The sequence below is a fragment of the Kaistia sp. UC242_56 genome (genome assembly GCF_044452255.1).
In the GTDB taxonomy this organism is placed as follows: Bacteria; Pseudomonadota; Alphaproteobacteria; order Rhizobiales; family Kaistiaceae; genus Kaistia; species Kaistia defluvii_A.
Map to the genome: position 1 here is coordinate 2,920,255 of NZ_JBIOAN010000002.1, position 14,009 is coordinate 2,934,263.

At 65.5% G+C, this 14,009-nt stretch carries 13 protein-coding genes; 2 read left to right on the forward strand and 11 right to left on the reverse strand.

Annotated elements, in window-relative coordinates:
* Window positions 1-49 precede the first annotated feature (49 nt).
* Complete coding sequence (locus ACHMWQ_RS16415; protein WP_396308279.1) at window positions 50-949, forward strand: sugar-binding transcriptional regulator; 900 nt, start codon at window positions 50-52, stop codon at window positions 947-949.
* A 72-nt stretch (window positions 950-1,021) separates the two neighbouring features.
* Here the strand turns inward: ACHMWQ_RS16415 and ACHMWQ_RS16420 are convergent, their stop codons facing one another.
* The 4 genes from ACHMWQ_RS16420 to ACHMWQ_RS16435 form a co-directional block, all read right to left on the reverse strand.
* Window positions 1,022-1,786: an ATP-binding cassette domain-containing protein gene (locus ACHMWQ_RS16420; RefSeq protein ID WP_354549469.1), complete on the reverse strand. Its 765-nt coding sequence runs from the start codon at window positions 1,784-1,786 to the stop codon at window positions 1,022-1,024.
* A 2-nt stretch (window positions 1,787-1,788) separates the two neighbouring features.
* Window positions 1,789-2,823, reverse strand: a complete 1,035-nt coding sequence (locus ACHMWQ_RS16425) for a ribose ABC transporter (RefSeq protein WP_354549471.1) — start codon at window positions 2,821-2,823, stop codon at window positions 1,789-1,791.
* 71 nt (window positions 2,824-2,894) lie between these two features.
* Window positions 2,895-3,878, reverse strand: a complete 984-nt coding sequence (locus ACHMWQ_RS16430) for an ABC transporter substrate-binding protein (RefSeq protein WP_266332590.1) — start codon at window positions 3,876-3,878, stop codon at window positions 2,895-2,897.
* 536 nt (window positions 3,879-4,414) lie between these two features.
* Complete coding sequence (locus ACHMWQ_RS16435) at window positions 4,415-5,146, reverse strand: SDR family oxidoreductase (protein ID WP_396308280.1); 732 nt, start codon at window positions 5,144-5,146, stop codon at window positions 4,415-4,417.
* A gap of 360 nt (window positions 5,147-5,506) precedes the next feature.
* Here ACHMWQ_RS16435 and ACHMWQ_RS16440 point away from each other — a divergent pair, with 360 nt between their 5' ends.
* Window positions 5,507-6,541 carry a LacI family DNA-binding transcriptional regulator gene (locus ACHMWQ_RS16440; protein WP_354549475.1) on the forward strand — a complete coding sequence of 345 codons (1,035 nt, stop codon included), beginning with the start codon at window positions 5,507-5,509 and terminating at the stop codon, window positions 6,539-6,541.
* A 6-nt stretch (window positions 6,542-6,547) separates the two neighbouring features.
* On the opposite strand, the gene ACHMWQ_RS16445 is transcribed toward ACHMWQ_RS16440, so the two are convergent.
* The 7 genes from ACHMWQ_RS16445 to ACHMWQ_RS16475 all read right to left on the reverse strand — a co-directional run bounded on the left by ACHMWQ_RS16445 (window position 6,548) and on the right by ACHMWQ_RS16475 (window position 13,945).
* Window positions 6,548-7,216: an HAD family hydrolase gene (locus ACHMWQ_RS16445; RefSeq protein ID WP_396308281.1), complete on the reverse strand. Its 669-nt coding sequence runs from the start codon at window positions 7,214-7,216 to the stop codon at window positions 6,548-6,550.
* Window positions 7,217-7,303: 87 nt separating this feature from the next.
* Window positions 7,304-8,239, reverse strand: a complete 936-nt coding sequence (locus ACHMWQ_RS16450; RefSeq protein ID WP_396308282.1) for a diguanylate cyclase — start codon at window positions 8,237-8,239, stop codon at window positions 7,304-7,306.
* Between the two features lie 170 nt (window positions 8,240-8,409).
* The gene (locus tag ACHMWQ_RS16455) at window positions 8,410-9,900 is read right to left on the reverse strand and encodes a sugar ABC transporter ATP-binding protein (RefSeq protein ID WP_396308283.1); all 1,491 of its coding nucleotides are present in this window, start codon (window positions 9,898-9,900) and stop codon (window positions 8,410-8,412) included.
* Between the two features lie 76 nt (window positions 9,901-9,976).
* Entirely contained in the window at window positions 9,977-10,978 is a 1,002-nt protein-coding gene (locus ACHMWQ_RS16460; protein WP_354549483.1) for a substrate-binding domain-containing protein, read from the reverse strand.
* Between the two features lie 49 nt (window positions 10,979-11,027).
* Window positions 11,028-11,981: an ABC transporter permease gene (locus tag ACHMWQ_RS16465; RefSeq protein ID WP_396308284.1), complete on the reverse strand. Its 954-nt coding sequence runs from the start codon at window positions 11,979-11,981 to the stop codon at window positions 11,028-11,030.
* A gap of 3 nt (window positions 11,982-11,984) precedes the next feature.
* Window positions 11,985-12,755, reverse strand: coding sequence for an enoyl-CoA hydratase/isomerase family protein (locus ACHMWQ_RS16470; RefSeq protein WP_354549487.1), 771 nt, complete (start codon window positions 12,753-12,755; stop codon window positions 11,985-11,987).
* Entirely contained in the window at window positions 12,752-13,945 is a 1,194-nt protein-coding gene (locus ACHMWQ_RS16475; RefSeq protein WP_396308285.1) for a CaiB/BaiF CoA transferase family protein, read from the reverse strand. The genes ACHMWQ_RS16470 and ACHMWQ_RS16475 overlap by 4 nt, the downstream gene beginning before the upstream one ends.
* Between the last annotated feature and the right edge of the window lie 64 nt (window positions 13,946-14,009).

Consider the following 14,009-nt stretch of genomic DNA (forward strand, 5'->3'; position numbering starts at 1 on the left):
TTTCAAGCTGTCCTCTTCGTCATCCCAGGACACGGCTGCGACCCGCACGATGCTGCACACCGTCGCCAAGCTTCACTACGAAGCCGACCTCTCGCAGGTCGAGATCGCGCGCCGGCTGAACGTCTCGGCGGCGACGATCTCGCGGCTGCTGAGGCGGGCGCGCGAGGAAGGAATCGTGCGCATCGAGATCCCCGACATCGCCACGCCGGAAGAGCTCAACCAGAAGCTGGTCGAAGCGCTCGGGCTCAAGCAGGCGGCTGTGGTCGACGCCCCGGAGACGGGCGTCATGGCAGCCCTCGCCTCGCCGGTCGGTGCGCTTCTGCGCGACGCGGGCCTCAAGCAGGATTCGGTGTTGGCGATCGGCTGGGGCCGCGCCGTGCGCGAAGTGATCCAGGCGGGCCTGCCGAGCCTGCCGGGCGTCATCACCGTGCCGGCGACCGGCGGCATGCAGCAATCCGCGCCGCATTTCCAGATCAACGAATTCGTCCGCCTCGCCGCCGAGCAGATGTCGGGAACGCCGCATTTCATCCACGCGCCCTACCTGCCGTCCCCGGAATCCCGCGAGGCGTTTTTGAGCGACCCCATCATTCAGGAGAATGTCGCGCTCTGGGGAAGGCTCGACGCGGCGCTGGTCGGCATCGGCCTGACGCACGCGGTCGATCCGGCCCTTGGCGCATCTTCGGCGACGCCGAATGAATTGGCGCTGGCGCATGCCGCCGGCGACGTCGTGCGGCACTATTTCGATGTGTCCGGCCATACCGTGCCCTGGGATGGCGAAGACAGGCTGATCGCCGTGTCGCCGGAACAATTGCGCGCCACGCCTCTGGTGATCGGCGTCGCGGTCTCGGCCAACAAGGTGCCGGCGATCCTGGGCGCCATCCGCGCCGGTCTCGTCAATGCTTTGGTGACCGACGTCCGCACCGCGCAGGCGGTGCTGGACAGTCTCTGACTGTCTATCTCGATGGCCAAAAGGAAAAGGGCGTCCGCACGGATGCGACCGCCCTTTTCTTTTAATGCGACCTCAGCCGCCGACCATCAGCTTGACGATCTCGTCCGGGTTGGTGTCGGCGATCTTGCGTTCGCCGGCCAGCGTGCCGCGCCGGAGCACGACGATGCGATCGGCGACCGCAAAGATGTCCTGCAGATTGTGCGAGATGAAGATGATCGCACGCCCCTGCGCCTTCAGGTTCTGGATGAGCGATACGACCTTGCGCTGCTCCGGCACGCCGAGCGCCGCCGTCGGCTCGTCCATGATCAGGACGCGGGCATTCCAGTAGATCGCCCGGCCGATCGCCACCGCCTGGCGCTGGCCGCCCGAGAAGCGACCGACGGGAGCGTCGAGCCGGTTCACATGGAAGTCGAGCCGCGCCATGGTCTCCTTCGCCGCCTTGGCCATGGCCGGGCGGTCGAGCACGGGCAGGAAGCCGAACAGGCGCCGCATCGGCTCGCGGCCGAGGAAGATGTTGGCGCCGATCGTGAGATTGTCGGCCAGCGCCAGGTCCTGGTAAATCGTCTCGATGCCATGGGCGCGCGCCGCCTCCGGCGTGGCGAAGCGAACCGCCTCGCCGGCGAACCGGATCTCGCCGCCATCGGCGCCATAGACGCCGGAGATCGTCTTGATCAGGGTCGACTTGCCCGCGCCATTGTCACCGGCAAGCGCCACGACCTCGCCGGGATAGAGCGCCATCGAAACGCCCTTGAGGGCCTCGACGCCGCCGAACCGCTTGGAGACGGAACGCACGTCCAGGATGGGTTCCTGGGTCTGCAGTTGGGATTGCACCGACATCACTAACGATCCCCACCGAGCTTGCGCTGCGTCTGGTCGACGAGCACCGAGATGATGATGACGACGCCGACGGCGACGAACTGCCAGAACGGTTCGACATTGATGAAGACGAGGCCATACTGGATCACCGCGATCACGAGCGCGCCCGCCACCGTGCCGAGAATGGTGCCGGAGCCGCCGAACAGGCTGGCGCCGCCGATCACCACTGCGGCGATCGAGTCGAGCAGCAGCGGTTCGCCGGCCTGGGCCGCGCCGGCCGTGAAACGCGCCGCATAGAGCACGCCGCCAATGCCCGCGCAGAAGGCGGAGAGCAGGTAGAGCTTGCGGATATGGCGCGGCACGTTGATGCCGGAACGGATCGCCGCCTGCTCATTGGCGCCAATGGCGTAGGTGTGCTGGCCGAAGCGGGTCTGCGACAGCAGATAGTGCATCAGCAGCACGAACAGGATGGTGATGATCACGACAACCGGGAAGCCCAGCACGCGGCCATTGCCGAGCGAGGCGAACCAGCTGTTCGAGACCGGCACCGTGGTGCCACCGGCCAAAAGGAACGCGACGCCGCGCGCCACGCCGAACATGCCGAGCGTTCCGATAAAGGGGGGGACCTTCAGCTTGGAAATCAGTACGCCGTTGACCAGGCCCGGTCCCAGCGCGACCACGAGGCCGGCGGTGATGCCGACGAGCATGGCGGCAAAGGGCGGCAGCGACTGGCCGGCCAGGTTGGTGGCGTGCGCCGCGATGACGGCGGCGAGGCCCATGATGAAGCCGATCGAAAGATCGATGCCGCCGGAAATGATGACGAAGGTCGAGCCGAGCGCCAGAAGCAGCGGCGCCACCGCGAAGATCGCGATCGACTGGGCGTTATAGCTCGAGAACAGGAACGTCTGGCCGTAGCTGATACGGGACCAGGTTTCGAAGAAGATCAGAAGAATGGCCAGGAACAGCCAGGCGCGCATCGCCGCGATCCGCAGGATCAGCTGGCGGGAACGGGACTTGGCAGGGTCCGCGCGCGATTCCGTAGACGTTTGGGCGGACATGCGCCACTCCGTAACAGGTATCGAAGACAGAGGGAGCGCCGCCGGACCGCTGGCCCGGCGGCGCCGGCGGCTCAATCCTTGTAGATGAACTGCGCGATCTCGGGCTTGTCGACGTTGTCCTTGTCCATCACGGTGAAGCCGGTGCCGATGGAAACGGGGATCGACTGACCGGTGAGATGGGCGAAGGCGGAGATCAGGCCGTAATAGCCGATTTCAGCCGGATGCTGGGCGATGGCGATATCGATCAGGCCGGTCTTGATGTTGTCGACGATCGAAGGCGGTGCGTCGAAGGCGACGACCTTGACCTTGCCGGACTGGCCGGCCTGCTGAACGCCATTGGCAGCGCCGATGGCCGAGAACAGGTTGGCGCCGAAGATGCCGGCGAGATCCGGATTACGGGCGAAGACGGCCTGCAGCTGCGAGGCGGCCTTGTTGGAATCGTTGTCGTTGAACTGGGTCTCAAGAACTTCGATGTTCGGGAAGTTCTTCAGCTCGTCCTTGAAGCCTTCTTCACGCTGGTCGGTCGTCGAGACGCCCGGCTTGACGTTCGAGACATAGACCTTGCCCTTCTCGCCGATCGACTTGGCGAGCGCGCGCGCCGCGATGCGGCCGCCCAGCACGTTGTCGGAAGCAATGTAGGACAGCGGGAAATCCGCCTCGCCGGCGCCGGTCTGGTAGTTGCCGGTTCCGATGAAGGTGTCGACGGTGATGACCGGAATGCCGGCGGCATGCGCCTTCTTGAGCGGCTCGACCAGCTGGACCTTGTCGGTCGGGGCGATCAGGATCGCGTCCGGCTTGCGGGCGATGATGGCATCCAGCACCGGAACCTGCAGCACCGGGTTGAATTCGGGGGCGCCCTGGAAGACCAGGTCGACACCGACGGCCTTGGCGGCTGCCTCGGCGCCCTTGCGCATGGTGATATAGAAGCCGTCCGTCGTGATGCCCGGGATCAGGGCGACGGTGAACTTCTTGTCCTGGGCCTGGGCCGCGATCGAGCTGGTCAGGACGGTGGCCCCGACTGCCAGAGCCGCGAGAGCAGTAACAATCTTCTTCATGGCGTTCCCTCGTTTTGATTTGAATCTGTTGCCGAGCAACGGTGGTTCACCCGACGAGGCCCTTCTGTGAGGCTGTTCGAACGGATGGTCGCGGCGCGCAGCGGCGCCGCCTGGCGCCGTCCGGCCTTGATGGGACATGGCGCCGGTTCCGGCGCCCGAAGTCGAATTCAAAAGGATTGGTGAAATCGGCAAGATAAAGTATCACCAGATTCGGATTTGATAAGACATAGGCACACCGATCACGCTCGATGCACGAGCGCGCCAAGTCTATCCTGACAAATCCGGCTAGTGGCCCTGCCGAGCCAAGCCCTCCCACTTCTTCTTGTTGACCGGAGCCTAGAGGCGGCCTTCGGCAACGTCAATCCGATATTTTACGTAAGCCAAGTTTGCTCGAATGCCGCTGGGGCACAATCAAGAAGAAGCGGCGCTTATTCTCGTTTTGACGGCGCCCACCGAGCGGTCCGGATGCAGGATCCGGTCCTTCCGCGTTGCCGAGCCAGCACGGCGACGCATCACCCGGATCCGAACAGGCCGGCTCAGATATCCTGGTTCTGCGGCAGGATCACCAGATCGCGGATGGTCACGTTGGCCGGGCGCGTCAGCATGAACAGCACCGCGTCGGCGATGTCCTCGGACAGAAGCCCCTCGCGGGCCGCCGCCTTGGCGGCGATCACGGCCGGGTCAGAATAGCCCCACAATTCGTTGAGCACGACACCGGGCGCCACCGCGCCGACGCGAACCCCATGCGGCGCGACCTGTCGCCGGACGCCATGCACGAAAGCCTGCACCGCGTGCTTGGTGGCGCTGTAGACCGGCTCCCACGGAATGGCCTGATGGCCGGCGACCGAACTGGTGACGATGATGTCGCCCGCCCGCCGCTCGATCATGGAGGGAAGCACCGCGCGCACGGCGCGGAACACGGCGTTGATGTTGACGCCGATCACCTCGTCGAAATCGTCCGGGTCTCCGTCCACCAGATCTCCGGTCAGATAGAGGCCGGCATTGGCGAGCAGGATATCGATAGGTCCGAGCCCGGCCACCGTCTCCGCGATAGTGCGCTCGACCTCGGCCGGCTTGGTCAGGTCGGCGGCGATGACCAGCGCTTCAACATCGGGAAATTCGTCGCGAACCGCCTGCAGCCGTTCCTTCGACCGCCCGACCAGCGCCAGCCGCACGCCCTGCCCGGCCAGCATGCGCGCCATGGCACGCCCGATGCCGGAGCTTGCTCCCGTCACCAGCGCGACTTTTCCCTTGAGATCACGGCTCATGCAGACCCTCCCCGGCCATGCGACATCGTCACCGGCCGGAATACGTTCCGGGCCGGCTGGCGCTTCGTCGCTGAATAGTTTCCTGTTGGTGGCCCGCGCCGAGAACGACCTCCGTCGTCGCCGGCGTCCTCCCGGACTCCAACTGCCTCCTGCACGAAGGCTAGCATTCCGCCCGACCACGTCAACGTGGAAATTTGCACGCGTAAAACATTGTGTTAGCTTTACCGTCGCGATCCGCTGCCGAAATGACCCAAACGGCCGGAAAAGCACGGCGCATACCGCTAGGGAACCGTAGCTTCGGCTCCTGGGACCGCGTATTGGCTCCATCGCCAGCCGAGGCCCGGGTTTGAAAGAGCAGGAATGACCGATCGCACGATCAAGAACATGGCGGAGTTCTCGGAGCTGAGCGGCATCTCGCGACCGACGGTATCCAAATATTTCAACGACCCTGACAGCGTCCGCAAATCGACCCGCGCCAAGATCGAGAAGGCGCTGGCCCAGTACGAATACCGGCCCAACCTATTCGCGGTAAACCTGAACAAGAAGCGCCCGAAGATCGTGGGGCTGATCGTGCCGGATACGGCCGACACCTTCTTTTCCGAACTGGTGCGGCGGATCGAGATGCGCTGCGTCGAGCGCGGCTATCTCGCGATCGTGCTTTCCTCGCGCGGCGACTCGCAGCTGGAAGCGCGCTCGATCGAGACGCTGCTTTCGCTCAAGATCGCTGGCGCCATCGTCGCCCCGCTCGGCGTTCATTCCGACCGGCAGCTAATGCGCAGCCTGCGCGCGCGCATCCCGATGGTGTTTCTGGATTCGAGCCTCGACGAGGAAACCCCGTTCGTGGGCACCGACAATTTCCAGAGCGTGCCCTTGATCACGGAATATCTCTGCCGCAGTGGCGAGCCCCCCACCTATTTCGACATGCCGGCCGTCAACCAGAACGGCCCGGAGCGCAAGCAGGCCTATGTCGCGACGATGGAACGCCTGGGCCTGAGGCCCGAGATCGTTGCCGTGTCGCAGAAAAACGACTGGCGCTTCGAAGACATCGCCTTCGAGCAGACGCGGCGTGTGCTGGAGGGGAACGGCTTTCCGACCCGGACGGTGCTCTGCGCCAATGACCGCTGCGCCGTCGGCGTCATGGCGGCTGTGTTCCAGCATGGCCTGCGCATCGGTCGCGAGCCCGGCTGCGATATCCGCATTGCCGGCCATGACGACCAGCCGCACAGCCGCTATGGCTGCCCGCCCCTGACCACCGTGGCGCAGGATTTCGACCGGCTGGCGCAATCCGCCGTCGCGATCCTGCTCGACCGGGTCGAGAGCGAGGATGGCGGCGGCAATCCCGAACCGCAGCAGGTGCGGCTGGAGGGCAAGCTGGTCATGCGCGCTTCCGCCTGACCTCGGTCAGGCCGGAACATTCTCCAGGCAGGCGGCGACGAAGGGTTTGAGACGCGGGTCGTCGAAATGCGGCACGGCGAGCCCGGCGCCCTCCTCGATCAGCCGCTCGGCGGAAAGGCCGGTCGTCAGGCCGACCACCGCGAGCCCGGCCGCCAGCGCGGCGCGAATGCCGGAAATCGAATCCTCGAAGGCGACGCTGTTCGCCGCGGAACCGCCCAGACGGTCCAGCCCGGTCAGATAAGGCAGCGGGTGCGGCTTGGCATGGGCAAGTTCGTCGCCGATGACGACAGTCTCGAAGCGCTTGGCCATGCCGATCCCGGCGAGTTCCTGCTCGGCATTGGGACGCGGCGCATTGGTGACCACGCCGTAGCGCGTGCCCAACCCGTCGGCCCAGTCAAGAAAGTCGACCAGCCCCGCAGCCGGCACGAGATCGGTGGCCAGGGAGCGGAACAGCACTTCCTTCGCCTCCACCAGCGCCGCGCCCTGTTCGGAGGAGAGTCCCGGCACGAGATCGGCCAGGATGGTGTGGTTCGGAAACCCCATCACCTGCGTCCGGTAGCGATGCTGATCGAGCTCCACCCCGTGGATCGCCACCTGCTGCCGCCAGGCTTCGTAGTGCAGATGATCGATGTCGAGCAGCGTGCCATCAAGGTCGAACAGAAGAACACCGGACATGAGAACGCGCTCCAGATCGCATCGGGGGATGGCCTTTGGCCAAATTACTTCGGCGGGAAGATGGACGGAGTGCCGGGCGTCGCGCTGTCATCCCACGTCGGCGGCCATGCCGACCGGATCGGCAAAGGCCTGCACGTGATTGCGGCCCGAGACCTTGGCCCGGTAGAGCGCCTCGTCGGCGCGGCGGTAGAAATCGCTGAGCGCCTCGCCGGGCCGGCTGGCGGTGATGCCGGCCGAGAAGGTGTAGGAGAAATCGGGATCCTGGACCAACGGCCGCGAGAGACGGACCACGGCCAGCATGCGTTCCAGGATCAGATGCGCATGGTCGAGCGAGGTGTCCGGGAAGGTGAGAGCAAACTCCTCGCCGCCCATCCGGCCGAACGAATCCGAACGACGCAACTGGCCCTGGATCAGCTTGGCGAAATCCTGCAGCACCAGATCGCCCATCTGATGGCCGAAGCGGTCATTCACCAGCTTGAAATTGTCGAGGTCGATGACGGCGAGACAGCCCATGCGCCCGATGGTCCGGTGATCGACGAGAACCTGCTCGATCCGGGCCGTCAGGAAGCGCCGGTTGGCAACGCCCGTCAGGTCGTCGGTATAGGACGCCTTGATCGCCAGATCCCGGTCTAGGCGGATCTCGCGCTCTTCCACGCGGAGACCGGTAATGTCGCTGGCGATGCAAAGCATCCAGCCTTCGCTTTCGACTGTCTCCGTCATCCAGAGCCAGCGCCCGTCATGCAGGTCGGTCTCGAAAGCCCGGAAACCGGTCTTGCCACGCCGCGAAATCGTCGAGCTCAGCCAGACATCGAAATCGGGAACACACAGCACCGTGCCACGACCGAGCGCATGGTTGCGGCGCATGACCTCGGCCCAGGTCGGAGATTCCTCAGGCTCGATGAAATAGGCGGAGCGAAAGGCCCGATTGGCATAGCGGATGCGATCGAATCCGTCATAGACCGCGACCAGCACGTCCGACGCGTCATAGAGCTGCGCAATCCGCGAACCGAAACTCACGTCCAAGCCAACGTCTCCACCGCTCCGCCACCGGCCGCTCTTGAGGACGTCGGCTCTTAACCCGCAAACCTATCGCCCGAAAATAGCGGAAGTGGCAATGCGGTTCCAGCGCCACTTCGGCGGTGCGGGGTATTGGACAGTGGCGATGGCGAAGAACGCTGCCCGATCTCCTCAGCTCAGGCCTGGGCGAACGCGGCGGTGAGCACGTCGTTCTCGGTGAGGCCGTCATTGGTCGCGAGCAGGGTCTGCCGCCCGCGCGACAGCACCATCACGGTCGAGGCAAGCGCAAGGACTTCCGGCAATTCGGACGAGACGAAGATGACGCTCATCCCCTTCTTGGCCAGATCCTGGATCTGCTTGTAGATGTCGGCCTTGGTGCGGACGTCGACGCCATGCGTGGGCTCGTCCAGGAACAGGATCTCCGGCTCGGAGGCGAGGCAGCGGGCGAAGATGACCTTCTGCTGATTGCCGCCCGACAGGCGGCGAACCGGCTGCTGCGGCCCTTCGCTGACGATGCCCAGCGCATCGCGGAACCGGGAGAACAGGGATTTCTCGTCGGCGATATCGAGGATGGCGCCCTGCTTCTGGCGCCGGGCGACGGCGACATTCTCCGCCAGCGAGAGGCTCGGCAGGATGCCGTTGGTCTTGCGTCCCTCCGGCAGCAGCGCCAGTCCGCTCTGCCAGGCTTGCGTCGAATTGACGGGCACGATCCCGTCCGGCCGGGTGATCGTGCCGGCGGCGAGCGGCCGAATGCCGCAGAGAAGTTCGAGCAGTTCGGTCCGGCCGGCGCCAACCAGTCCGAAGATGCCAAGGATCTCGCCCTTGCGCAGCGCGAAGGAGATCGGCCCCACGCGCCCCTTGTCCGCGATTGCCTCGGCCTTCAGGCGCACCGGCGCCCCGGGCGCAATAGCCGGCTTGTCCAGCGCATCGAAGGTGAAGGCGCGGCCGGTCATGTCGGCAATGATGCCGGCCCGCGTCGTCTCGCCCACCGGTCGGTCGCCAACCACCCGGCCGTCGCGCAGCACGACGACCCGGTCGGAGATGGCGAACACCTCGTCGAAGCGGTGGCTGATGAAGATGATGGCGACGCCATGGGCGCGCAGGTCGCGCACGATGGCGAACAGCGCCTCGGCCTCGTGCGGCGTCAGCGAGGCGGTCGGCTCGTCCAGGATCAGCAGCCGGGCATTGCGCGCCAGCGCCTTGGCGATCTCGACGATCTGCTGCTCGGCTGTCGACAGCGAGCCGGCCTCGACACGGGGATCGATATGCGCGGCGCCGACCCGGGCCAGCAGTTCGCGCGCCTTGGCGGCCAGTGCCTTGCGATCGATAACGCCCGACCTGCCGGTCCTGTAGTCGCCGATGAACAGGTTCTCCATCACCGAAAGCGAGGAGATCAGCGACAGTTCCTGATGGATATGGATGATGCCGGCGTCGAGCGCCGAGCGCGTATCGCGGAACACCGTCTCCACGCCGTTCCACACGATCGTGCCGGCATCACGCGGCAGCGCGCCCGACAGGATGTTGACGAAGGTCGACTTGCCGGCGCCGTTCTCGCCCAGAAGCGCGACCACCTGCCCGGCCGAGATATCAAAATCGACCCCATGCAGGACGCGGTTCTGGTCGAAGGACTTGGCGATGCCGCGGGCGGAAAGAAGACAATCGGTCATGGGGTTCTCGAATCCGGAGACGGGGCCTCCCCCGCTTGCGGGAGAGGTATTTTCAGGGTCGCGGGACGCGCGGAACTTACGGCTTGGCGCCCTTGCCGAGCGCCACCGGCGCGTCGACGGCGATATCGGCCGGATAGGTCGCGCCGAAGGCGATCATGTTGTGCAGCATGACGAGGCTGTCGAAGGCTTGGCGCGCCGGCGCCTGGTCGATCAGAGCGAGGATCTCGCCGCCGTCCTTGTACTGCTGCTTCTCCGGCAGGTCGTCATAGCCGACGACGCCGACCTTGCCGGTCGCCTTGGCGTCGCGCACGGCCTTGGCCGCCGCTTCCGAACCGCCGGCCGTAACATAGAGGATCGACAGGTCGGGGTTGGAGGTCATGACGTCGGTCGCCTGCGAGTAGGCGGTGGCGTCGTCGTCCTTGCACTCGAACGGGCCGACAATGGTGATGTCGGGGTAGCTCTTCTTGAGCAGGTCGAGCGCGCCGTTCATGCGGGCGTCGTGCTGGGCGGCGCCGAGATAGCCGGTGATGACGGCGATCTTGCCCTTGCCGCCGGTCTGCTTGGCGATGAATTCGCCGGCCTTGGCGCCGGCGTCATAGGCCAGCATGCCGATCGAGACGTTGCGGTTCGACTTTTCGGCTGAGTCGGCGATAAAGGAGATGAACGGCACGCCCTCGGCAACGACTTCGTTCACCTTGGCGACGGTGCCGTCAAAGATCGGCACGGCAGCGATGCCGTCATACTGCTTGGTCAGCGCGCCATCGATGCCGGCGACCATCACCTCGGCCGTAAGACCGGTGCCGAGCTGGATGTAGTCGACCGTGGTGTTGAGCGGCTTCAGATATTCGGTGGCGGCGGCGATGCCCTTGTCGGCCGCTTCCCAAAAGGACGAGCCCTGGAACGAGAGCACGGCGAGGCGAAGCGGCTTGGGCGCCGGGCCCTGTGCGGCGACGGTGCCACCAACGGCCTTGGCGCCTTCGGAAAGCGCAGCCTCGGCCAGGGCGAAGCCCGGCACGAGCGGCAGCGCCAGGCCGGCGGCCGAGAGCATCAGGAAGCGGCGGCGATCGAATGTGGTCATGGTTTCCTCCAGAGTTGAGCTTGGTAGTGGGGCGGCCGCTCGGACCGCCTCAGTCTTCTTCGCTGCGGCGGTTCAGGCTGTCCGCGCCGACGGCGAGGATGACGACCAGACCGATGGTAATGGTCTGCCAGTAGCCCGAGACGTTGAGCAGGACGAACGCGTTGCGCAGCAGGCCGATCAGCGCCGCGCCGATGACGACGCCGCCGATCGAGCCGCGCCCTCCGGCCAGCGCGACGCCGCCGAGGATGACCGCGGCGATGACGTCGAGTTCGTAGCCGAGGCCGAGATTGGGGTTGGCGTTGGTCAACATGCCGCCGAGGAGCAGGCCTCCCAGACCGGCGAGGCTGCCCGAGACGGTGAAGACCAGGATTCGCGTCTTCGCCACGTCGATGCCGGCAAGCCGCGCGGCGCGGGCGTTGTCGCCGACCGCATAGACATTGCGACCCCAACGCGTTCGCGTCGCGAACAGCCAGACGAGGATCGTCAGCGCCACCAGCAGGATGAACTGCACCGGTAGCCCGCCGATCTTGCCGTAGCCCAGAAACGCCGCCCAATTGTCGAAGCGCTGCGGATTACCGTTGGTGATCAAGAGCGCCGCGCCGCGCGCGATCGACAGCGTGCCGAGCGTTGTGATGAACGGGTTGATCCGGAGCTTGGTGATCAGCACGCCATTGGTGAAGCCGATTGCCATGCCGATGCCGATCGCGCCGACAATGCCCAGCGACGGCATTCCGGTGGTCGCCGAGACGATCGCGCCGGTGACGGCCGACAGGCCGATCACCGAACCGACGGACAAATCGATGCCGCCGGCGATGATCACCAGCGCCTGGCCCAGCGCGACGATGCCGACCACGGAGATCTGGCGCGCCACATTGGAGAGGTTGCGCCCGGTCAGGAAGAACTCGCTCGCGAAGGTCAGCCCGAGAAAGACGAGGATGAGCATCGCGAGAACGGTCGCCTCGCGGCGCGTCCGCACGAAGCGGATAACGTTGGCAGCGGTCATGGATCAGCGTCTCTTGAAGGTGGGCTGGCGCTTTTCCTTGAAGGCCGCACGGCCTTCGGCGGCGTCTTCCGTGGCGAAGCAGATGGTCTGCAGGTCGCGCTCGTAGTGGATCGCCTGCTCCTGCGGCATGGTGAACGCCGCCTGCAGGTTGAGCTTCGCCGTCTCGGCCGCGATCGGCGCCCGGCTGGCGATCACATCGGCGATGGCGCGTGCCCGGGCGAGAAGATCGGCCTGCGGCACGACTTCCGACACCAGCCCCCAGGCCAGCGCCTTTTCGGCCGGGATCGGATCGCCGGTCATGATCATCAGCGCCGCATTGGATGGGCCGACCGAATGCGCGAGGAAGGTAGCCATGCCGCCACCGCCGATCCAGCCGAGTTTTATTTCCGGGGCGGCGAACTGCGCGTTGTCGGAAGCAATGCGGATGTCGCAGGAGAGCGACGTTTCCAGCCCGCCGCCAAAGGCATAGCCGTTGACTGCCGCGATCGTCGGCTTCAGCAGCTTGCGGATGGCGTCGCAGTAATCGGCGCGATTGCGGAACTGCCAGGGCGAGGCATAGGTATCGAGTTCCTTGATGTCGGAGCCGGCGCAGAATGCCCGCTCCCCCGCGCCGGTGACGATGACGACGCGGATCGTGTCGCTGTCATTGCATTCCTGCACGGCGGCGACGATCGCCTTGGACATTTCCGGCGTGACCGCATTGAGCTTGGCCGGCCGGTTCAGGGTGATGGTCGCGACATGGCCGTCGACGGTGAAGAGGATGTCGTCGGTCATGCCGAGCCCTCACTGACGGCGCCCTTGGCGAGCAGATCGTTGATCGCAGCCTCGTCCAGGCCGGCTTCCGCGAGAACGGCGCGCGTATGCTCGCCGGTCAGCGGCGCGCCGCGCTCGACGGTCGAGGGCGTCTTGGAGAACTTGATCGCGAAGCCCGGCGTCTTCACATGGCCTTCGGTGGGATGGTCATATTCGACGAAGGTGCCGTTGTGCTTGATCTGCTCGTCCTCGACGAGGTCGGCATAGCCATAGACCGGGCCGCACCAGATATCCGCTGCGCGCAGCAGTTCCAGCCATTCGGCCGAGGACTTCGTCTTCAGCTTCTCGCGCGTCTTGGCGAAGATCTCGTCGCGCTTCTCCCAGGTGTCGACCTCGTCGTCCATGGCGAGGAAGCTGTCCTCGCCGATCACCGCGCCGAGCGTCGCGAGCTTCGGGAACGAGACGATGATGAAGCCGTCCGTGGTCGCGAACGCCCCGTAGGGTGCGCGGATATAGACATGCGCATGCGGCTCGGCCGACCGGGTCTGCGGCTTGCCGGCGACGGTGAAGACCGAAAGCTCCTGCATCTGGATCGTGGTGATGGCATCCAGCATGTTGACCTGGACCAGTTGGCCCTCGCCCGTCCGCTCGCGATGCAGAAGTGCTGCCAGCGCGCCCTCGAAGGCGGTGTAGGCAGTGATCGCATCGACCAGATACTGGCCGGCGGGGGTCGGCGGCTCGCCCTCGCGGCCGGCGGAAAGCATGGCGCCGGACATGCCCTGCAGCACCAGATCCTGGCCCGGGCGGTTCAGATAGGGGCCGTCCTCGCCATAGCCGGAGATCGAGACATAGATCAGCTTCGGGTTGATCTTGGACAGGCTCTCGTAGTCGACGCCCAGCCGCTTGGCGACGCCGGGGCGATAGTTCTGCAGGAAGACGTCGGCCGTCTTCACCAGTTCGAGCAGCATCGCCTTGCCGTCGGGGTTCTTCAGGTCGATGGCGAGCGAGCGCTTGTTGCGGTTGAGCGACAGGAACGAGACGTTGACCTTGTTGCCACGCGCGCCGCCGGCCGCGACATGGCGCTGCCACTCGCCATTGATCGGCTCGACCTTGACGACATCGGCGCCGAGATCACCCAGACGCTGCGCCGCGAACGGCCCGGCCATGGCGATCGAGCAATCGAGTACGCGGTACCCGGAGAGAATGCCCATTTTCTAAAACCTCAAAGATCCGAACAATCCGTCATCCCTGCGAAAGCAGGGATCCATTCAGCCC

Bases quoted from the DNA above. Each gene is read 5' to 3' on its own strand.
- ACHMWQ_RS16415 (WP_396308279.1), top strand. From the start codon at position 50: ATGCTGCACACCGTCGCCAAGCTTCACTACGAAGCCGACCTCTCGCAG.
- ACHMWQ_RS16420 (WP_354549469.1), bottom strand. From the start codon at position 1,786: ATGTCGGTGCAATCCCAACTGCAGACCCAGGAACCCATCCTGGACGTG.
- ACHMWQ_RS16425 (WP_354549471.1), bottom strand. From the start codon at position 2,823: ATGTCCGCCCAAACGTCTACGGAATCGCGCGCGGACCCTGCCAAGTCC.
- ACHMWQ_RS16430 (WP_266332590.1), bottom strand. From the start codon at position 3,878: ATGAAGAAGATTGTTACTGCTCTCGCGGCTCTGGCAGTCGGGGCCACC.
- ACHMWQ_RS16435 (WP_396308280.1), bottom strand. From the start codon at position 5,146: ATGAGCCGTGATCTCAAGGGAAAAGTCGCGCTGGTGACGGGAGCAAGC.
- ACHMWQ_RS16440 (WP_354549475.1), top strand. From the start codon at position 5,507: ATGACCGATCGCACGATCAAGAACATGGCGGAGTTCTCGGAGCTGAGC.
- ACHMWQ_RS16445 (WP_396308281.1), bottom strand. From the start codon at position 7,216: ATGTCCGGTGTTCTTCTGTTCGACCTTGATGGCACGCTGCTCGACATC.
- ACHMWQ_RS16455 (WP_396308283.1), bottom strand. From the start codon at position 9,900: ATGACCGATTGTCTTCTTTCCGCCCGCGGCATCGCCAAGTCCTTCGAC.
- ACHMWQ_RS16460 (WP_354549483.1), bottom strand. From the start codon at position 10,978: ATGACCACATTCGATCGCCGCCGCTTCCTGATGCTCTCGGCCGCCGGC.
- ACHMWQ_RS16465 (WP_396308284.1), bottom strand. From the start codon at position 11,981: ATGACCGCTGCCAACGTTATCCGCTTCGTGCGGACGCGCCGCGAGGCG.
- ACHMWQ_RS16470 (WP_354549487.1), bottom strand. From the start codon at position 12,755: ATGACCGACGACATCCTCTTCACCGTCGACGGCCATGTCGCGACCATC.
- ACHMWQ_RS16475 (WP_396308285.1), bottom strand. From the start codon at position 13,945: ATGGGCATTCTCTCCGGGTACCGCGTACTCGATTGCTCGATCGCCATG.